The 17,830-nt window shown below is 40.1% G+C and carries 18 protein-coding genes; 5 read left to right on the top strand and 13 right to left on the bottom strand.

All coding sequences use genetic code 11. From position 1 onward, the window contains the following. Window positions 1-84 precede the first annotated feature (84 nt). Complete coding sequence (typA, locus tag PQ578_RS12975; protein ID WP_098443244.1) at window positions 85-1,917, bottom strand: translational GTPase TypA; 1,833 nt, start codon at window positions 1,915-1,917, stop codon at window positions 85-87. Window positions 1,918-2,068: 151 nt separating this feature from the next. Here typA and PQ578_RS12970 point away from each other — a divergent pair, with 151 nt between their 5' ends. Then, window positions 2,069-2,242, top strand: coding sequence for a DUF5325 family protein (locus tag PQ578_RS12970; RefSeq protein WP_098443243.1), 174 nt, complete (start codon window positions 2,069-2,071; stop codon window positions 2,240-2,242). 47 nt (window positions 2,243-2,289) lie between these two features. On the opposite strand, the gene PQ578_RS12965 is transcribed toward PQ578_RS12970, so the two are convergent. The 3 genes from PQ578_RS12965 to PQ578_RS12955 form a co-directional block, all read right to left on the bottom strand. Further along, window positions 2,290-2,688 (bottom strand): GNAT family N-acetyltransferase, encoded by a 399-nt coding sequence (locus PQ578_RS12965; protein ID WP_273834730.1) that lies wholly within the window; start codon window positions 2,686-2,688, stop codon window positions 2,290-2,292. A 56-nt stretch (window positions 2,689-2,744) separates the two neighbouring features. Then, the gene (locus PQ578_RS12960; RefSeq protein ID WP_273834729.1) at window positions 2,745-3,587 is read right to left on the bottom strand and encodes an inositol monophosphatase family protein; all 843 of its coding nucleotides are present in this window, start codon (window positions 3,585-3,587) and stop codon (window positions 2,745-2,747) included. A 91-nt stretch (window positions 3,588-3,678) separates the two neighbouring features. Then, window positions 3,679-3,867 (bottom strand): hypothetical protein, encoded by a 189-nt coding sequence (locus tag PQ578_RS12955; RefSeq protein WP_273834726.1) that lies wholly within the window; start codon window positions 3,865-3,867, stop codon window positions 3,679-3,681. 262 nt (window positions 3,868-4,129) lie between these two features. On the opposite strand from PQ578_RS12955, the gene PQ578_RS12950 reads away from it, so the two are divergent. Continuing rightward, complete coding sequence (locus PQ578_RS12950) at window positions 4,130-4,759, top strand: YktB family protein (RefSeq protein WP_273834724.1); 630 nt, start codon at window positions 4,130-4,132, stop codon at window positions 4,757-4,759. Window positions 4,760-4,784: 25 nt separating this feature from the next. Here PQ578_RS12950 and PQ578_RS12945 read toward each other — a convergent pair whose 3' ends face one another. Together PQ578_RS12945 and PQ578_RS12940 are read right to left on the bottom strand one after the other, a co-directional pair. Beyond that, the gene (locus PQ578_RS12945) at window positions 4,785-5,057 is read right to left on the bottom strand and encodes a UPF0223 family protein (protein WP_273834722.1); all 273 of its coding nucleotides are present in this window, start codon (window positions 5,055-5,057) and stop codon (window positions 4,785-4,787) included. 14 nt (window positions 5,058-5,071) lie between these two features. Further along, window positions 5,072-6,031: an NAD(P)H-dependent flavin oxidoreductase gene (locus PQ578_RS12940; RefSeq protein WP_273834721.1), complete on the bottom strand. Its 960-nt coding sequence runs from the start codon at window positions 6,029-6,031 to the stop codon at window positions 5,072-5,074. Window positions 6,032-6,298: 267 nt separating this feature from the next. Here PQ578_RS12940 and PQ578_RS12935 point away from each other — a divergent pair, with 267 nt between their 5' ends. Further along, window positions 6,299-7,774 (top strand): aminotransferase class I/II-fold pyridoxal phosphate-dependent enzyme, encoded by a 1,476-nt coding sequence (locus PQ578_RS12935; RefSeq protein ID WP_160919214.1) that lies wholly within the window; start codon window positions 6,299-6,301, stop codon window positions 7,772-7,774. Window positions 7,775-7,811: 37 nt separating this feature from the next. Here PQ578_RS12935 and PQ578_RS12930 read toward each other — a convergent pair whose 3' ends face one another. Then, on the bottom strand, window positions 7,812-7,925 hold the full coding sequence (locus PQ578_RS12930) for a GapA-binding peptide SR1P (protein ID WP_098443236.1): 114 nt from the start codon (window positions 7,923-7,925) through the stop codon (window positions 7,812-7,814). Window positions 7,926-8,120: 195 nt separating this feature from the next. Between PQ578_RS12930 and PQ578_RS12925 the strand changes: the two genes are divergently transcribed. After that, a complete protein-coding gene (locus PQ578_RS12925; RefSeq protein ID WP_273834718.1) occupies window positions 8,121-8,501 on the top strand; it encodes a DUF1885 family protein in 381 nt (126 codons plus the stop codon). Between the two features lie 16 nt (window positions 8,502-8,517). Here PQ578_RS12925 and PQ578_RS12920 read toward each other — a convergent pair whose 3' ends face one another. Beyond that, entirely contained in the window at window positions 8,518-9,393 is an 876-nt protein-coding gene (locus tag PQ578_RS12920) for a polysaccharide deacetylase family protein (protein ID WP_273834716.1), read from the bottom strand. A gap of 349 nt (window positions 9,394-9,742) precedes the next feature. Here PQ578_RS12920 and PQ578_RS12915 point away from each other — a divergent pair, with 349 nt between their 5' ends. Beyond that, complete coding sequence (locus tag PQ578_RS12915; protein WP_273834714.1) at window positions 9,743-11,254, top strand: glycine betaine uptake BCCT transporter; 1,512 nt, start codon at window positions 9,743-9,745, stop codon at window positions 11,252-11,254. A gap of 439 nt (window positions 11,255-11,693) precedes the next feature. Here the strand turns inward: PQ578_RS12915 and lpdA are convergent, their stop codons facing one another. The 5 genes from lpdA to PQ578_RS12890 all read right to left on the bottom strand — a co-directional run bounded on the left by lpdA (window position 11,694) and on the right by PQ578_RS12890 (window position 17,793). Beyond that, a complete protein-coding gene (gene lpdA, locus PQ578_RS12910; RefSeq protein WP_273834712.1) occupies window positions 11,694-13,103 on the bottom strand; it encodes a dihydrolipoyl dehydrogenase in 1,410 nt (469 codons plus the stop codon). Window positions 13,104-13,107: 4 nt separating this feature from the next. Further along, complete coding sequence (locus PQ578_RS12905) at window positions 13,108-14,418, bottom strand: dihydrolipoamide acetyltransferase family protein (RefSeq protein ID WP_273834710.1); 1,311 nt, start codon at window positions 14,416-14,418, stop codon at window positions 13,108-13,110. 99 nt (window positions 14,419-14,517) lie between these two features. Beyond that, complete coding sequence (locus PQ578_RS12900) at window positions 14,518-15,495, bottom strand: alpha-ketoacid dehydrogenase subunit beta (RefSeq protein ID WP_159782242.1); 978 nt, start codon at window positions 15,493-15,495, stop codon at window positions 14,518-14,520. A gap of 3 nt (window positions 15,496-15,498) precedes the next feature. Next, a complete protein-coding gene (pdhA, locus tag PQ578_RS12895; protein WP_098443228.1) occupies window positions 15,499-16,581 on the bottom strand; it encodes a pyruvate dehydrogenase (acetyl-transferring) E1 component subunit alpha in 1,083 nt (360 codons plus the stop codon). A 540-nt stretch (window positions 16,582-17,121) separates the two neighbouring features. Next, on the bottom strand, window positions 17,122-17,793 hold the full coding sequence (locus PQ578_RS12890) for a YkyA family protein (protein ID WP_273834709.1): 672 nt from the start codon (window positions 17,791-17,793) through the stop codon (window positions 17,122-17,124). Window positions 17,794-17,830: the final 37 nt, after the last annotated feature.

Below are 17,830 nucleotides of genomic sequence, written 5' to 3'. Positions count from 1 at the left end.
ACATAGGACAGAAAAAATAAGATTGATAAAACAATAAAAAAACGATCCAAAAGGGATGCCCCTTTTGAATCGCATTAGACACCCTTATTGGGCTGTTTTTTTCTTTTTAGCGTTCTTTTCACGTTCGTTCTTATCGAGGATTTTCTTACGAAGACGAATCGAATCAGGTGTTACTTCGCAATACTCATCATCGTTCAAATACTCAAGTGCTTCTTCAAGCGTTAGAACGCGAGGCTTCTTCATAGAAACTGTTTGGTCTTTGTTGGCAGAACGCATGTTTGTCATCTGCTTCACTTTAACGATGTTAACCGTAATGTCATTCTCACGAGTGTGTTCCCCAACGATCATTCCCTCGTAAACTTCAGTACCTGGAGCTACGAAGATTGTACCGCGGTCTTCAACACCCATAATACCATATTCTGATGCTTTTCCTTTTTCCATGGAAACAAGTACACCAGCACGGCGTCCACCTACACGACCGCTAATAAGAGGCATATACGTTTCAAATGTGTGGTTGATAATACCATAACCGCGTGTTTGTGTAAGGAACTCAGTTGAGTAACCAATCAAACCACGTGCAGGCACCATAAATTCAAGACGAACTTGACCTGAACCGTTGTTCACCATGTTAACCATTTCACCTTTACGCTCACCAAGTGATTCCATTACAGAACCAGTGTAGTCTTCAGGTACGTCAATTTGAACACGTTCAACGGGCTCACTTGCAACACCGTCTACTTCACGTACGATAACTTCAGGTTTTGAAACTTGAAGCTCAAATCCTTCACGACGCATGTTCTCAATCAGGATTGAAAGGTGAAGCTCACCACGTCCTGAGACAACCCATGCATCTGGAGAATCTGTGTTTTCAACGCGAAGACTTACGTCTGTTTCAAGCTGTGCTCTAAGACGTTCTTCAATTTTACGACTTGTAATGTACTTACCTTCTTTACCAGCAAAAGGACTGTTGTTTACAAGGAACGTCATTTGAAGCGTTGGCTCATCAATACGTAGGATAGGCAGTGCTTCCTGATGATCGTATGGGCAAACTGTTTCTCCAACGTTGATTTCTTCCATACCAGATACTGCAACAAGGTCTCCAGCTTTTGCTTCTTCAATCTCTGTACGTTTCAAGCCAATGAAACCAAAGAGCTTTGTTACTCTGAACTGTTTAACTGTTCCATCAACCTTCATCAATGCAACTTGCTGGCCGACTTTCATTGTTCCTCTGAACACACGTCCGATACCAATTCTTCCTAGGTAATCGTTGTAGTCAAGAAGAGTGATCTGGAATTGAAGCGGCTCATCACTATTGTCAATTGGTGCTGGGATGTTATCAATAATTGTGTTCATAAGAACTTTCATATTGTCATCTTGCACTTCAGGATCAAGGCTAGCTGTTCCGTTAATTGCAGAGGCATAGACAACAGGGAAGTCAAGCTGATCTTCGTCCGCGCCAAGATCAATAAATAAATCAACAACTTCATCCACAACTTCTTCAGGACGTGCTGCAGGACGGTCAATTTTGTTAAGAACTACAATTGGTGTAAGCTTCTGCTCTAGAGCTTTCTTCAGCACGAAACGTGTCTGTGGCATACAGCCTTCATAAGCGTCAACAACTAGAAGAACACCGTCTACCATTTTCATGATACGTTCAACTTCACCACCAAAGTCAGCGTGACCAGGTGTATCCATAATGTTGATTCGTTTGTCTTCATAGTTAATTGCCGTATTTTTAGCAAGGATTGTGATCCCGCGTTCTCTTTCAAGGTCATTCGAATCCATCGCACGTTCGCTTACTTGCTCGTTGTCACGAAACGTACCTGATTGATGAAGCATTTGGTCTACCAGCGTCGTTTTACCGTGGTCAACGTGGGCAATGATTGCGATGTTACGAATATCTTCTCTTATTGCCATTAATTATTCTCTCCTCGTATTCTCGTCTTATTTCTGACGATAAACTCAATAACTAGACCATTATAACACAGATATCGCTTAAGGCGAAATTTCTCTTCTTTCCAGCTTAACCCGGTTATTGTACACTAGTACTATAAAGGGGGCTTTCCGCATGAACAAGCATCAATTCCTTTTACTCTTAATGGCCATTCTGGCGGTTGCAAGCATGTGTGCAATCGGTATTTCTATAGCTGAACAAAGCTGGATCGGCGGACTTCTTTCATTTATTGGAGTAGGTTTCTTTATGGGAATGGGTTTTCGAATTAAACGTAAAGCTGAACAATAACATTAAAAAGAGCTGTTCATCACTGAACAGCTCTTTTTAATGGTGTTTTAATGCTCGTTAGGATGTACAAAAATTAAATACTTTTTTCCTTCACCTTCAATAGCGTATTGTTCAAACCCACATTTCCCTAAAAACAAACTCCACTCATTCTGCTCTAAGGGAATGCCAGCAAAAACAACCTCTTTTTTTTCACCTACTATACACTGAATAACTTCATGACCGACTCCCTTTTTTCGCTGAACAGGATCGACAACGATCGTACCTAACCAGGACTTTTGATTTGATGGAGCCTGATCAAGAACGGCTGTAATGGCTACAGGAGATTCATCTTTAAACCAAAGCCTAAATTCACATCCCATTCCTTCATAAGCTTGTATATAGGTAAATATATCTTCTGCGATTGGGATCCGCCCAAATTCTTCTTCAAGCCAATCTTTATCTTCCATTGTCCATTCTATTAGGAGGTTTGCGAACCTTTCCTTGCTTGTCGAAGTTACAGATTTCATTTTGTTGAAGGAGTTCTTAAATAGAATTTTTGATCAAGCGCTGGTTGGATGTACTCTTTTTGAACCTGTGAATGAAACAGTGGAGTACCGACAAAGATGGTGTTTTTATCTAACAAATCAATTTCCTTATTATCCACTGTAGTACAAATGCCTCCCGCTTCCTCAATTAACATTTTACCAGCCGCAAAATCCCAAGGGGCAAGCCGTAAGGAGACATACCCATCAAGACGCCCCGCCGCTACGAAAGCCATCTCAATTGCAGCACTACCATAAGAACGGGTGCCTCTTATTTTTTTTAGAAGAGGTGAGAAGGTGCGCGGGTCGATACGATGATTCTCCGTAACCCACGTTGCATTGATAGCTAATAGGGATTCTGAAAGATTCGTCGACTGCAACGGTTTTACTTGTATATCATTAAGGTATAGACCTGAGCCCTTTTTACAATGATATAGCTCGTCTTTTGTTACATCATAAATAAACGCAAGTTTCCCTACTCCATCTTCGTATATCCCGATCGATATTGCGAAATTGGTTTGTTGATGAACAAAATTCATCGTTCCATCAATCGGATCAAGAAACCAAATAACACCATCTAAATCTTCTATTTCGTCTCCAAATCCCTCTTCTCCCATAATGCGATGGTTTGGATATGTACCTTTTATTTTCTGAATAAAAAATTTCTCAGTTTGCTTATCAATGTCCGTAACGAGATCGTTCGGATTGCTTTTTGACTCAATGTTAAAAGATGTTGTAAAGGAAGACATGATTTCTTCTCCCGCTTCTTTAATCCATTTAATAGCATCATCATATACGCGATTCCAATTCGTCTGCTGTGTCATGGTTCGATCTCCTTTTACCTTATATTTCATGCTAGTTCTTATTATGACAGGAAAAGAAGAAAAAACGAACCTTTTTGCAAGGTTCGTTTTGCTAAGCTTCTAATCTAATCATTTCTTTACGAAGTTCTTCAAGCTTCACTTTACATCTCGCCATTTCATCTTGATCACTAGCCGTCATTGCATCGTGTAGCGTTGCCAGCTCATAGTCAATCTCCATCCTCAATACCGGAATCCGCTTCTCTGCTTCGTTTCTTTGTAATGACTGAATCACTTGTTTCATGGTAACCTACACCCCTCTTCTTTTCGATTAAGCAGTCATAGTTATCAGAGAAACCTTATAAGACGGAATATTCTGATATTTCTGCTTTGATTACTATATCTTATGCCTTCCCTGCTCACTATGCAACCTCTATATTTGTTACTATTTTTCCTCTTTTGCTTCTTTTTCAAACCTATCCTTACACATCAATCGTCAGTTTTCATATAAATTGCAGTTCTATGTTACTATAAATGTATAAAAATTTGTCGTAATGGAGGATATTATGTCATTTAGCGGATTTACTCAACACGATTTTAACGCCTTCCAAATCGAAGGACTTGATGCGAGAATGGAAGCCATTCAAGAACGAATACAGCCAAAATTCCAGGCGATTAGCGACGACGTGATAAGTGATCTAGAAATGCTTGCTGGTAATGAAATGCACCTTCACATTGCCCGTCATGCACGAAGAACAAAGAACCCACCAGTTGATACATGGATGGCATTTTCTCACAATAAACGCGGATACAAAATGCACCCTCACTTTCAAATTGGCCTATTTGATGATCATGTTTTTGTATGGCTCGCATACATTTATGAGCTGCCAGGTAAGCCACAAATGGCTACGTTACTTTTAGATCATATGGATAAGCTTATAGAAGACGTTCCGGCATCTTATTGGATTTCCACTGATCATACAAAGAAAAAAGCAAGTCAACCTCTTAAAGATGTTGAACTTGATAAGGTTCTAACCCGCTTCCGCGATGTAAAAAAAGGGGAGTTTCTCATTGGACGTCATTTTACGAGCGATGATCCACTATTGCAAGACGGGGAACAATTTATTCAAGAGGTTAAAAAAACGTTTGAATCGCTCATGCCGTTTTATCGCCTTTCACTTCAACCTACAACATAAAAACCAGGGGTTTCCCCCCTGGTTTTTATGTTGTCATTTTTACTAAATCACGTTCTGTTTGCTTCGCTTCTTTAACAACGTGATAAGTTGAAAAGCCCGTCTCTTTATCAAACTGTTTAAAGATTTGTTTTTCCTCAGATTTAGAAGGAACAACATCTTTAAATTCATGATAGCTACTAATTAATTCACCCTTATGAACACCGTGACCATAGGCTTTCTCAATCAATTCAAAAAAATTAACTACTTTAATTACTTCGTCTTTGCTCCAATCAATGGAAATAGGATATTGGACTTCCATTTTTTAACCCCTCTCTAAAGTTGCCATTTTATTCGAATCTCTTTTGCTTCTTGATCAATCCGTTCAAATAACTCGTGTACGGAAGGAACATCATGAATTGCACCCATCACCTGTCCTGCCCACGCAAAACCTTCTTCATCTTTTCCTTCATATATAAACTTCCTGTTCGCTTCACCGCTTATGTATTCTTTCAGAAGGTCATATCCACCATTACTTGCTTCAATTTCAGTAATTCGTTCAGCAAATACATTTCGGATTACTCTTGCAGGCGCACCAAGGCTTCGTTTAATAATCATTGTATCTGTCTCGGATCCCTGTAACAAACGTTGTTTGTAAGCAGTGTGAGCGTGTGTACACTCTTTCGTAGCTATAAATCTTGTTCCCATTTCAATTCCTTCAGCCCCAAGTGCGAGAGAGGCCATTAACCCCCGCCCATCTCCTATACCACCAGATGCAATAACGGGAATCGAAACTGCATCAACTACTTGGGGGACGAGAACCATTGTCCCAGTATCTTCTTTTCCGAGATGCCCGCCACCTTCTTGACCAACAACCATGACGGCTGTTGCCCCTAGTTCTTCTGCCTTAATAGCCTGTCGCTTCCCAGCAGTTAAAACAAGGACTTTCACGTTTGTCCCTCTCACCATATCAAATACAGGCTTAGGATTACCGCCCGTAACCGAAATGATTTCTACTCCTTCTTGGATAGCAGTTTCAAGCATGTGTTCAAACGGCCTCCCGTGCTGGCCAATTGCAAAATTAACTCCGAATGGTTGATCGGTAAAACTTCTCGTAAGGTATATTTCCTTTTTCAGCTGTGTTTCTGAATCCATAGACATTGCTGTGAGCTGACCGAGCCCACCTGCGTTGCTAACCGCAGAAGCTAATTCGTGATAGGCAAGGTAGGCAAGTCCTCCCTGAACAATTGGTTTCTTTATACCTAATAACTCCGTAAGTCGCGTCTTCCATTTCATCACTTATCCTCTCCTTCACATAATCCATTTCGAGAATAAGAGAGGATCTCCTTTTTCGGAACTATAAAAGAGAACTAGCATCAAAATAAAACTTGCAAAATAGTACTTATGTGATTATACTCAGTTTGTTTAAGGATAAAAAAGGTCGAAGTGACGGAACAATGAACCTTTTTCCACTCGCGACAGCTCATTCAAGATTAAATTCTCATTCCCCAAACGTTGGTGGAATGCTATCTGTACTAAAGTATAAATAAAGAGGTGCTTGATTTGCAACAAAACGAAACACCACTATTCACTGGTTTAGTTAACCACGCAAATAAAAACCCCATTCAATTTCATATTCCTGGTCATAAAAAAGGAAATGGAATGGATCCTGAATTTCGTGCATTTATCGGCGATAATGCCCTTTCGATTGATTTAATTAATATTCAGCCCCTTGATGATCTGCATCATCCTCATGGCATGATTAAAAAAGCACAGGACCTTGCAGCAGAAGCTTTTGGTGCCGATTCCACATTCTTCTCTGTTCAAGGTACAAGTGGCGCAATCATGACAATGGTTATGACCGTATGTTCTCCTGGTGACAAAATTATCGTGCCAAGAAACGTCCATAAATCGGTCATGTCTGCCATCATCTTTTCAGGTGCCACACCCGTATTCATTCACCCTGAAATTGATCCAAAGCTCGGCATTTCTCACGGCATCACCCCGGTCGCAGTAAAGAAAGCGCTCGAACAGCACCCTGATGCTAAAGGCGTTCTCGTTATTAACCCTACTTATTTCGGGATTTCTGCGAATTTAGAAGAAATTGTCTCAATTTCTCATGAATATGACGTTCCCGTTTTAGTTGATGAAGCACATGGTGTGCACATTCATTTTCATGATCGCTTGCCAGTTTCAGCAATGCAGGCAGGTGCAGATATGGCCGCAACTAGCGTTCATAAACTCGGTGGATCAATGACGCAAAGCTCTGTGCTAAATGTAAAAGAAGGCCTAATTTCTGCTAAGCGCGTACAAACCATTATCAGCATGCTCACAACAACGTCTACTTCTTATATTCTCCTTGCTTCTCTTGATGTTGCAAGAAAGAGACTCGTGATGGATGGGTACGAATTAATAGAAAACGCGATACAACTAGCAGACCGAGCCAGGAATCAAATTAATGATATTTCACCACTCTATTGTGTTGGGAACGAAATTCTTGGCACAAATGCCACTTACGACTATGATCCAACAAAACTAATTATCTCTGTCCACGATCTAGGGATTACGGGCTATGAAGCAGAAGTATGGTTACGAAAAGAGGCAAATCTGGAAGTCGAGCTTTCCGATTTGTATAATTTGCTTTGTATTGTCACACCAGGGGATAATGAGGAATCCGTTAATGCCCTTGTATACGCCTTAAAAGATATGGTAGAAGCTTTTAAAGAGTCGGATGGTACAGTTGCTGAAAAGTTTGAGGTTCATGCCCCTGATATACCGACACTAGCCGTTTCTCCAAGGGATGCATTTTATTCCGAAACGGAAATTATACCATTTACTGAGTCAGCGGGGCGCGTCATCGCTGAATTCGTTATGGTTTATCCACCAGGCATTCCAATCTTTATTCCTGGTGAAATCATTACGGAAGAAAACTTGAATTATATTGTGGAAAATATTGAAGCTGGTCTTCCTGTTCAAGGACCTGAAGACGATGAATTAAACGATATCCGTGTGATTAAAGAATATAAAGCAATTAAATAAGAGGCGGCCCTATGGCCGCCTCTTTGTCTTATCAGAATTATTTTTTATCTTTTTTATTGCATTCCGGGCATCTGCTATAAAGTGTGCTTACCTTCTCTTCATGAACGTGATCAATTGTTTTCTCGCAAGTTTGGCAAATGATAATACCCATTCTCAACACCCCTTAAGTTAGTTTTGAAAACGCTTCCGTTTCGCTTAATTCAATAATAGTGTGTCACAATTGTTTTGTCAACACTATATTGTATATCACATTATATTCTTTTTACGCTATTATGTGTTCTAAACTACTAATTGTCAGAAAACATTTTTGCCTGTAAACTAATGGAGATGAAGAAAGGAGGATTTGATGCCACAAAGCGCCTACCTCACTCCCGTAACAGACGAGGATCTGTCCCTCATTCACGTTAAAGAACTGCTCACTTATTACATGAACATTACTTCGAAAACAGGAGAACAGCTTTCCTGGTCGTATGGTGACTTTGCTTTTCCTTATACACTTGTTGAAAATGCTGAATCTGATGAATGGTTTTATTTAAAGGGCAAAAATGAAGCTTACCGTACAATTGTCATTGGACTAGTTGAGAAAAAGATCCAGGTTGTTTTACCCGATCAATCGACTCACGGTGATAAAGCAAAAGCAAATGAACTATGTAAATTTCTTGCTACAAAACTAAAAGCAGATCTCATCCTTTTTAATGGTCGAAAAATGCGATATGCAAAAAAATAAACAGCCAAATGGCTGTTTATTTTTTGACTAATTCGATTTGTTCTGGATTGATGAGATCATAATCTTTATCCCTTAATCCGGACACAATGTCACTCATGGCCGCAGCGGTCCAATCACGGTCATGCATAAGCAAGTTTGCTCCATTTTGTAGAAGTGGTGAATTGACCATAATGTCAGCTAGTGCAGCTTTATTTTGATATTCTTTTACCCAATCATATCCATACGTCCAATTCATCACAAGCATGCCTTCTTCTTTAGCTAGTGACTTAGAATAATCAGTGTTTGATCCGAATGGCGCTCTAAAAAACTTCGGCTTCTCACCAATCACTTCTTCAATCATCTCATTTAATTTCAAGATCTCTTCCCTTTGCTCATCCTCAGATAAAGATTTCAAATCAGCATGCGTCATCGTATGATTACCTATAGCAAAGCCCATCTCATATATTTCCTTTAATCTAGCCTTTTCTTCATCAGTATCAATAAAATGACCATTCACAAAGAAAATCGCAGGAGCATCAAGTTCTTTAAGTGTCTTTGCCATTTCAACCGCATTTTTATCTGGTGCATCATCGATTGTAAGAAGCACTGCTTCAGCTGGAGCATCATTTATTGGTTCAAATCCCCAAAATGCTTCATTCAAGCGATACTCAGGCTCTGTCTCTTCAGCAGTGGCCTCTTCTTCTTCTTTCTTCTCCTCTTGGTCACTCGCCTCTTTTGATTCTGCTTCTTCATCAGAAGAGTCTTCGCTCGCCTCTTGCTCATTTGAGGCCTGTTCGCTATTACTAGCTTCGTCTTTTGATGCATCGGTATTTGCTTCAGAACCTGCATTCGTTGAGCAAGCAGCTACAAAAACCAGTAGTGCTAACATCATCCATTTTAACGTATTTGTCATTTCTCTCTCTCCTTATGTAGTCTCCCTTCATCATAAACCAATTATGGAGCTGGTGAAAGAGAAGAATGTCACATTTAACCAACAAATTCCTTTTCATTATCCTACAATTCTGACTACCTCTCTGACATGGTATTTCCCTTTACAACGTTGATTTCAACAAATATACTAGACAACGTGGCAAATTTCGCGATCCGTTACAAAGCCTGTTAATAATAGGAAATAGGGTGCTTGCTGCATAGTTTTGGTAACGACAGGTGAAATTGAGTACACATGCATTTTATTTCTGATTTATTAAAAAAGCTTTTCGGATGAAAGTACAGTTAATTATTCAGAAAGGTGATGATGAAATTTGAATAAGCTTACAGCAGTCTTTATAATCTCTGTAGTATTATCTCTTATCTTTATTTCATGGGGAACCATTTCTCCAGAGTCTTTAGATGCAACGACTTCTTCACTTCAAAGCTTTCTTCAGGTGAAGTTTGGATGGTTTTATTTATTAGCAGCGTCAGGGTTTCTAATTTTTGCGATCTATCTTATTTTTTCGAAGTACGGCAGACTTCGACTTGGAAAAGAAACAGATGTACCGGAGTATAATCTCATTACATGGTTTGCGATGTTATTCTCAGCTGGAATGGGAATTGGACTTGTATTCTGGGGCGTTGCAGAACCAATGTTCCATTATTACGATCCACCTGCTGGCGCTGCTTCTCAGTCAGATGAAGCTGCAAGACTTGCGTTTCAGTATAGTTTCTTCCATTGGGGGCTGCACCCTTGGGCGATTTATACCACCGTTGCGTTAGCACTAGCATTCTTTAAGTTTAGAAAGGGAGCACCAGGACTTATTAGTGCTATTTTCTATCCGATTCTTGGAGAAAGAGTAAATGGACCTATTGGTATAATAATTGACGTTATCGCTGTTATTGCGACCGTATTTGGTGTCGCTACTTCACTCGGATTCGGAGCTTCACAAATCGGTGGAGGAATCTCTTATTTAACAGGGGTCGAAAATTCATTTACAACGCAGTTAATTATTATTCTAGTTGTAACGGTCCTTTACATGATTTCCGCATCAACTGGAATTTCGAGAGGAATTAAATATTTAAGTAATACAAACATTGTCCTTGCGATTTTACTAATGTTTTTCCTACTCTTTGCAGGACCAACAAACTTTATTATGGATCTGTTTACATCAACTCTTGGTTCATATATTCAAAATTTGCCTAGCATGAGTCTTCGTATGAGACCATTTGAAGGATCATCATGGATCCAAAGCTGGACAATCTTCTACTGGGCATGGTGGATTGCCTGGGCCCCATTTGTAGGAACATTTATCGCTCGTGTATCAAAAGGTAGAACGATTCGAGAATTTGTTCTTGGTGTTCTTTTAGTGCCAACGATCTTTGGTGGATTATGGTTCTCCGTGTTTGGAGGTTCAGCTATTTCACTTGATATGGCCGGAACGGGTATTTACGACATTATTAGCAACCAGGGTATGGAAGTTGCACTATTCGCTGTACTAGAGCAATATCCACTTGGTACATTTATGTCGATCATTGCGATATTACTAATTAGTACCTTCTTTATTACATCGGCTGACTCAGCTACATTTGTTCTTGGGATGCAAACGACGAAAGGAAGTATGAATCCTTCAACCAAAGTGAAATTAACTTGGGGTGTGATTCAGTCATCAGCTGCTGCAGTTCTTCTTTGGTCAGGTGGCCTCGGTGCCCTGCAAACTGCGTCTATCATAGCCGCTTTTCCGTTTGCTATTATCATAATCGGTATGATAATCTCTCTATTAAAAGCTTTTAAACAAGAGAAAATACCGCCAAGACCACCTAAAAAAGATGAGTCAAAATAATAAAAGCGCACTACCAATTTGGTAGTGCGCTTTTGTATGGACTACAACTCATATGATTAAGATATAGAAAAAATTAATAACTAATGCAATAGTTGTAGAGAAAGAAATGAGAAAAAGAAGCTCCTTCCCTCTCGTCACCATTTGTATTGAAATCGTACAAACCAGATAGAGAAAAACGAGAAACAATACAATTTTAAATCCAATTGGATCTCGTGGAGAATGATGAATGATTTGAAAAAAAGCAAACCAGATCATGAACTGAAAGCAAAGCACTTTTCAATACATTCCACTCCACCTCCACCAGAAGCAATCATCCTATTAATATGTATGTCCTCTTATTGATAAAAATGGCTCCTCTCCCTCAATCAATTCTAAAACAAGTTTCGCTTAGCAAAAAAAACTTCGGAGACACTGAGTCTCCGAAGTTTTTAATAAGAAATTAACCAATATGAATTGGAGTACCTAGAGCTACTTCAGCAGCTTCCATAGTAATTTCTCCAAGTGTTGGGTGAGCATGGATTGTAAGTGCAATGTCTTCAGCTGTCATACCAGCTTCGATTGCAAGACCAAGCTCAGCAATCATATCAGAAGCGTTAGGACCAGCAATTTGAGCACCGATCACTAGGCCATCTTCTTTACGAGTGATAAGCTTCATAAATCCTTCACTGTCGTTAAGAGACAATGCACGCCCGTTAGCGCCAAACGGGAATTTAGATGCTTTCACTTCAAATCCTTGGTCTTTTGCTTCCTGTTCAGTATAACCCACTGAAGCGAGTTCTGGGTCAGAGAAGACAACAGCTGGGATTGCAAGATAGTCAATCACAGAGTTTTCACCGCCAATTACTTCTGCAGCTACTTTACCTTCATAAGAAGCTTTATGTGCAAGCGCAGGACCTTCTACGATATCACCAATTGCATAGATGTTATCGAAGTTAGTACGACACTGCTTGTCAATCTTCACAAGACCTTTGTCCGTCATTTCAACGCCAAGTTCTTCAAGACCGATTTCATTTGTATTAGGCTTACGACCAACTGTAACTAGTACATAATCAGCGTCAAACGTCTGCGTTTCACCTTTGATTTCTGCTGTTACTGTTACGCCGTCTTCTGTTTCTTCAACGCCTTGTGCAAGAGCTTGAGTAATGATTTCTACATTACCTTTCTTCTTAAGACGACGAGAAACAAGAGAGCTCATTTGTTTTTCGAATCCAGGTAGAATTTGCTTCGTACCTTCAAGGATTGTTACTTCAGTACCGAAGTTTGCGTACACAGTACCAAGTTCGATTCCGATGTATCCTCCACCGATAACAACCATTTTCTTAGGAACTTCATCAAGTGCAAGTGCACCAGTTGACGAAATCACGCGCTTGCTCCATTTGAAGCTTGGAAGTTCGATTGGGCGAGATCCTGTTGCGATGATGCAATTGTTGAATGTATACGTTTGAGAGTTCTTTTCGTCCATGATACGAACTGTGTTCTTATCGACGAAATAAACTTCACCACTAATAACATCAACTTTATTTGATTTCATAAGTCCTGCTACGCCGCCAGTAAGCTTGTCAACTACAGAAGACTTCCACTCCTGAACTTTCTTCATGTCAACGCTCACGTTCTCAGCAGTGATTCCGATATCATCGGAATGCTTTGCAGACTCATATTTATGAGATGCATTAATCATTGCTTTTGAAGGAATACAGCCGACGTTTAAGCAAACTCCGCCTAGAGTTCCTTTGTCAGCAATGGCAACTTTCTGACCAAGCTGTGCTGCACGGATTGCAGCCACATATCCACCTGGTCCAGCTCCTACTACAAGTGTGTCTAATTCGATTGGAAAATCTCCTACTACCATATTATTACGCCTCCATCATTAAGAGTTGTGGATCGTTCAACAGACGCTTGATGTGATTAAGAGCAAGTTGTGCTGTTACGCCATCAATAAGTCTGTGGTCGTAGCTGATCGATAGAGCAAGAACAGGTGCAGCAACGATTTCTCCGTCGATAACAACTGGCTTCTCCTCAATACGACCAATACCAAGAATAGCAGCATCCGGGTTGTTGATGATTGGAGTGAACCATTGACCACCAGCAGAACCCAGGTTAGAAATAGTACATGTGCTACCTTTCATATCGTCCCCTGATAGTTTACCATCGCGAGCTTTTTTAGCCAACTCATTAATTTCAGATGACACGTTAAGAAGTGGCTTGCGGTCTGCTTCTTTTACGACAGGAACAACTAGTCCAGCGTCAGTGTTAGCAGCAATACCAATGTTGTAATAATGCTTGTGTACGATTTCTTCTGTGGAATCATCGATTGATGCATTCAACATAGGGAATTCGCGAAGAGCAGAAACAAGAGCTTTTACAACGTATGGAAGGTAAGTTAGCTTCACATCTTTGTCTGCAGCATATTGTTTGAACTTCTTACGGTGAGCAACAAGATCTGTTACAACAACTTCATCCATGTGAGTTACGTGTGGAGCAGTATGCTTCGAGTTAACCATTGCTTTCGCAATTGCTTTACGCATACCTTTCATCTTCTCACGAGTTTCCGGCTGTGCAGATGCTTGTGGTTGAGCTGATGTAGTAGCCGTTTCTTGCTTCGCTTCAGCCTTTTCTTCTGACGCAGCTGGAGCTTCAGAAGCCGTTTCGCCTCCACCATTCAAGTGAGTGTCGATGTCTTCTTTTACGACGCGACCATTTTTACCTGAACCAGATACTTTTGAAATGCTTACGCCGTTTTCACGAGCATATTTACGTACTGCTGGCATAGCAATAACGCGTTTTGTTGGATCTGTTTCTTCTTCTTCAGGAAGTGGTTTTGATCCAGCGCTATCTTCTTTTGCTTCAGATTTTGCTTCTGCTTTAGGAGCTTCTTCTTCAGCTTGAGGCTGTTCAGCTGCAGGTTCTTCCTCTGCATCTTCATAACCTTCTGCGTCGAAAGTAATCACTACGTCTCCAACGATTACAGTTGCGCCTTCTTCAGCGTGAACTTCTTTAACTGTTCCGTCTACTGGGGAAGGAATTTCAACAACAGCTTTGTCGTTTTGTACTTCTGCAAGAATATCGTCTTCTTTAACTTCATCTCCGGATTTAACAAACCATTTTACGATTTCGCCTTCATGGATACCTTCACCGATATCCGGCATCTTAAATTGAAATGCCACGGGACTTCGCCTCCTAATTGTAGAAAAATTTTGCTCATATAAGATCTGAAGCGAAGCGCGGATCGCAGCTTCACTTCATGTTTTTTTATAAAGAGTTAATTAGAAATTAACAACTTGAGTTGCTTTTTCGATAATATCAGTATGATCAGGAAGCCATACATCTTCAGCAGCAGAGAATGCAAATACAGTATCTGGTGCAGCTACGCGAAGTACTGGTGCTTCAAGACTTAGGATTGCGCGGTCGTTGATTTCTGCTACAACGTTAGCTGCAATTCCTGCTTGCTTTTGAGCTTCTTGTACAACGATTGCACGATTGGTTTTTTCAACAGATGCAATAATTGTATCGATATCGAGCGGGCTAACCGTACGAAGGTCGATAACTTCTGCGCTAATGTCATTCTTCTCAAGCTCTTCAGCAGCTTTAAGAGAAGCCTGAACCATCGCACCGTAAGTTACGATTGTAATGTCAGTACCTTCACGTTTTACTTCAGCTTTACCAATTTCAATTGTGTATTCTTCTTCAGGAACTTCCTGACGGAAAGAACGATAAAGCTTCATGTGCTCAAGGAAAATAACTGGATCGTTATCACGGATCGCAGAAATTAGAAGTCCTTTTGCATCATAAGGGTTTGAAGGGATTACAACTTTAAGTCCTGGCTGTTGCGCCATTAATCCTTCAAGGCTATCCGCGTGAAGTTCTGGTGTTTTAACGCCGCCACCAAATGGTGAACGTACCGTAATCGGCGCGTGGAAAGAGCCACCTGAACGATAACGAAGACGAGCCATTTGACCGGAAATAGCATCCATTACTTCGTAAACGAAACCAAAGAACTGAACTTCTGGTACTGGACGGAATCCAGTAAGTGCAAGTCCGATAGACATACCACCGATACCTGATTCAGCAAGCGGAGTATCGAATACGCGATCTTCGCCAAATTCCTTTTGAAGTCCTTCTGTCGCACGGAAAACGCCGCCGTTTTGACCTACGTCCTCACCAAATACGAGTACGTTCTCGTCATTTTTCAACTCCGTACGCATCGCATCAGTGATTGCTTGAATCATTGTCATTTGCGCCATAGCTTACTTCGACTCCTTTGCACTATATTGTTCGTATTGTTCACGAAGGTTCTGTGGAAGCTCTTCGTACATGTTAGAAATAAGATCTGTTACTTTTTGCTTAGGAGTGCCATCTGCTTTCTTAATAGCCGCTTTGATTTCGTCCTTCGCATTATCAACTACTTCATTTTCTTTTTCTTCTGACCAAAGGTTTTTGCTCTCAAGATACTTGCGGAAGCGAACGATTGGATCTTTCTTTTCCCACTCGCTATCAAGATCTTCAGAACGGTAACGTGTTGGATCGTCACCAGCCATTGTATGTGGACCATAACGGTAAGTCATTGTTTCAATTAGTGTAGGACCTTCACCATTAATTGCGCGCTCACGAGCATCCGTAACTGCTTTATAAACAGCAAGAACGTCCATACCGTCTACTTGAACACCTTGAATACCAGCTGCAACTGCTTTTTGAGCGATTGTTTTCGCAGCAGATTGTTTTTCAACTGGAACTGAGATTGCGAAACGGTTGTTTTGCACAACGAATATCGCTGGAGCAGCATAAGCACCTGCAAAGTTCATTCCTTCATAGAAATCCCCTTGAGAAGCACCGCCATCACCAGTGTAAGTGATTGCTACGTTTTTCTTGCCTTTTTTCTTAAGTCCAAGCGCAACGCCAGCTGTTTGTGTAATTTGAGCACCAATAATGATTTGTGGGCTCAATACGTTAAGACCATCAGCCTGGTTTCCTACAAAGTGACCACGGGAGAATAAAAATGCTTTATATAGTGGAAGACCGTGCCAGATGATTTGAGGAACATCACGATAACCTGGAAGAATCCAGTCCTCTTTATCAAGTGCAAATTGACTTCCTAGTTGTGAAGCTTCTTGTCCTGCAGTTGGTGCGTAGAAGCCAAGACGTCCTTGACGGTTCAAAGAGATTGAACGTTGGTCAAGAATGCGTGTGTACACCATGCGGCGCATTAATTCTTGAAGCTGCTCATCTGATAATTCAGGCATTGCTTCTTCATTAACGATTTCGCCATTTTCATTTAGAATCTGGAACATTTCGAATTGGCCTTCGATGTTTTCGATGGTTTTAGTTCCCATACCTTTCACCTCATCCTTTCATTCATAAAGAGATAGATTATTGAATTGCAAATGTTGCAATTGTGAGTGGGTCGTTCAGTTTACAGACATCACTAGCATGTCCATTTCAACGTTATTAAATGACAAATACCATTCATTAATTTGCATTACTTAAGACAACACTCAATGTCATACCCTTAATTCTGAAGAAATAATCCCTAGTGCTATGTATTACTGCGAATAATAGTCTGTATCAGTAAGATTAAGGGAGTGCTTCTCTTCATGAGTAAGTTCGTTTTTAAGTTTACAATACAGTAAGTTTCAAGTCAATTAATTGATTTATTAATTGCATGTTAAGGGATAATATTAAAACTGTTACATTCTGTTTTGATAGACTGTATTAGTGTAAATAATTAGGAGGACAGATCTTTTATAACTCTTTATAACGAGAAATTGCTTCAAATTCCATGATAAAAATGCTTTCTCCTTTTAATTTATACAAACGACTGCGTTCAAATTTTTTTCTGCTTACATAAAAAAAACCGCTCAAACGAGCGGTTTTTATTCTCCGTAATTCACATTTAATTCAGCTGATTCATAAAAAGCTTTTTTGGCTTCATTAAATTCAGATGTGAAGTTGTTGAAACTTTCTTTATGCTCAGCCACTTTGCCATATTTCTCGTTAACGACTTTAATTTGTTCTTGGAGTTGCTCTAAAGTCAGTTCTTTATCTTGTAGTGAGCTGTAGAGCTTTTGATCTTGTTCAACAGCTGCTTTGTATTCTTTATGTAGCTTTCCATAAGCTTCATAACGCTTATCCATAATTTCAATCAAGCTTTTGGCATCTTTCTTAGCTGCATCCGTTTCAAGGTCCTCGGTTAAATCTTTAACTTCCTCAAATTCTTCATATGCTTCATCGATGCTTTCTTTTTCCTTCTTTAAATATTCAAGCCGCTGATCTGCATTTTCTTCAGCTTCTTTCGAAAGCTTTTCAATCTTATCAAACTCTTCCATACTTAGTGCCACAATCTCATTATAAATGTCTTGCTCTTTTTTCTCTGCCTTCGCCAAAGGTTCTTGTTGTTCTCTAAATTGATCTTCAAGAGCAACAGCTTCCTCTAAATGGTCATACATTTTTTCTGCTGGGCTACCACCAAACTGACAACCAGCTAACCCAACCATTAGAAAACAGAAAAACAGAGAAATAATTCCCAAACGATATTTACGTAGCAAAAAAAGTCCCCCCACATATCCAATTCATACCATAATA

The sequence above is a fragment of the Guptibacillus sedimenti genome, assembly GCF_028610665.1.
In the GTDB taxonomy this organism is placed as follows: domain Bacteria; phylum Bacillota; class Bacilli; order Bacillales; family Guptibacillaceae; genus Guptibacillus; species Guptibacillus sedimenti.
The sequence above is the reverse complement of the archived record's forward strand: the minus strand, read 5'-3'. Positions and strand labels throughout refer to the sequence as shown.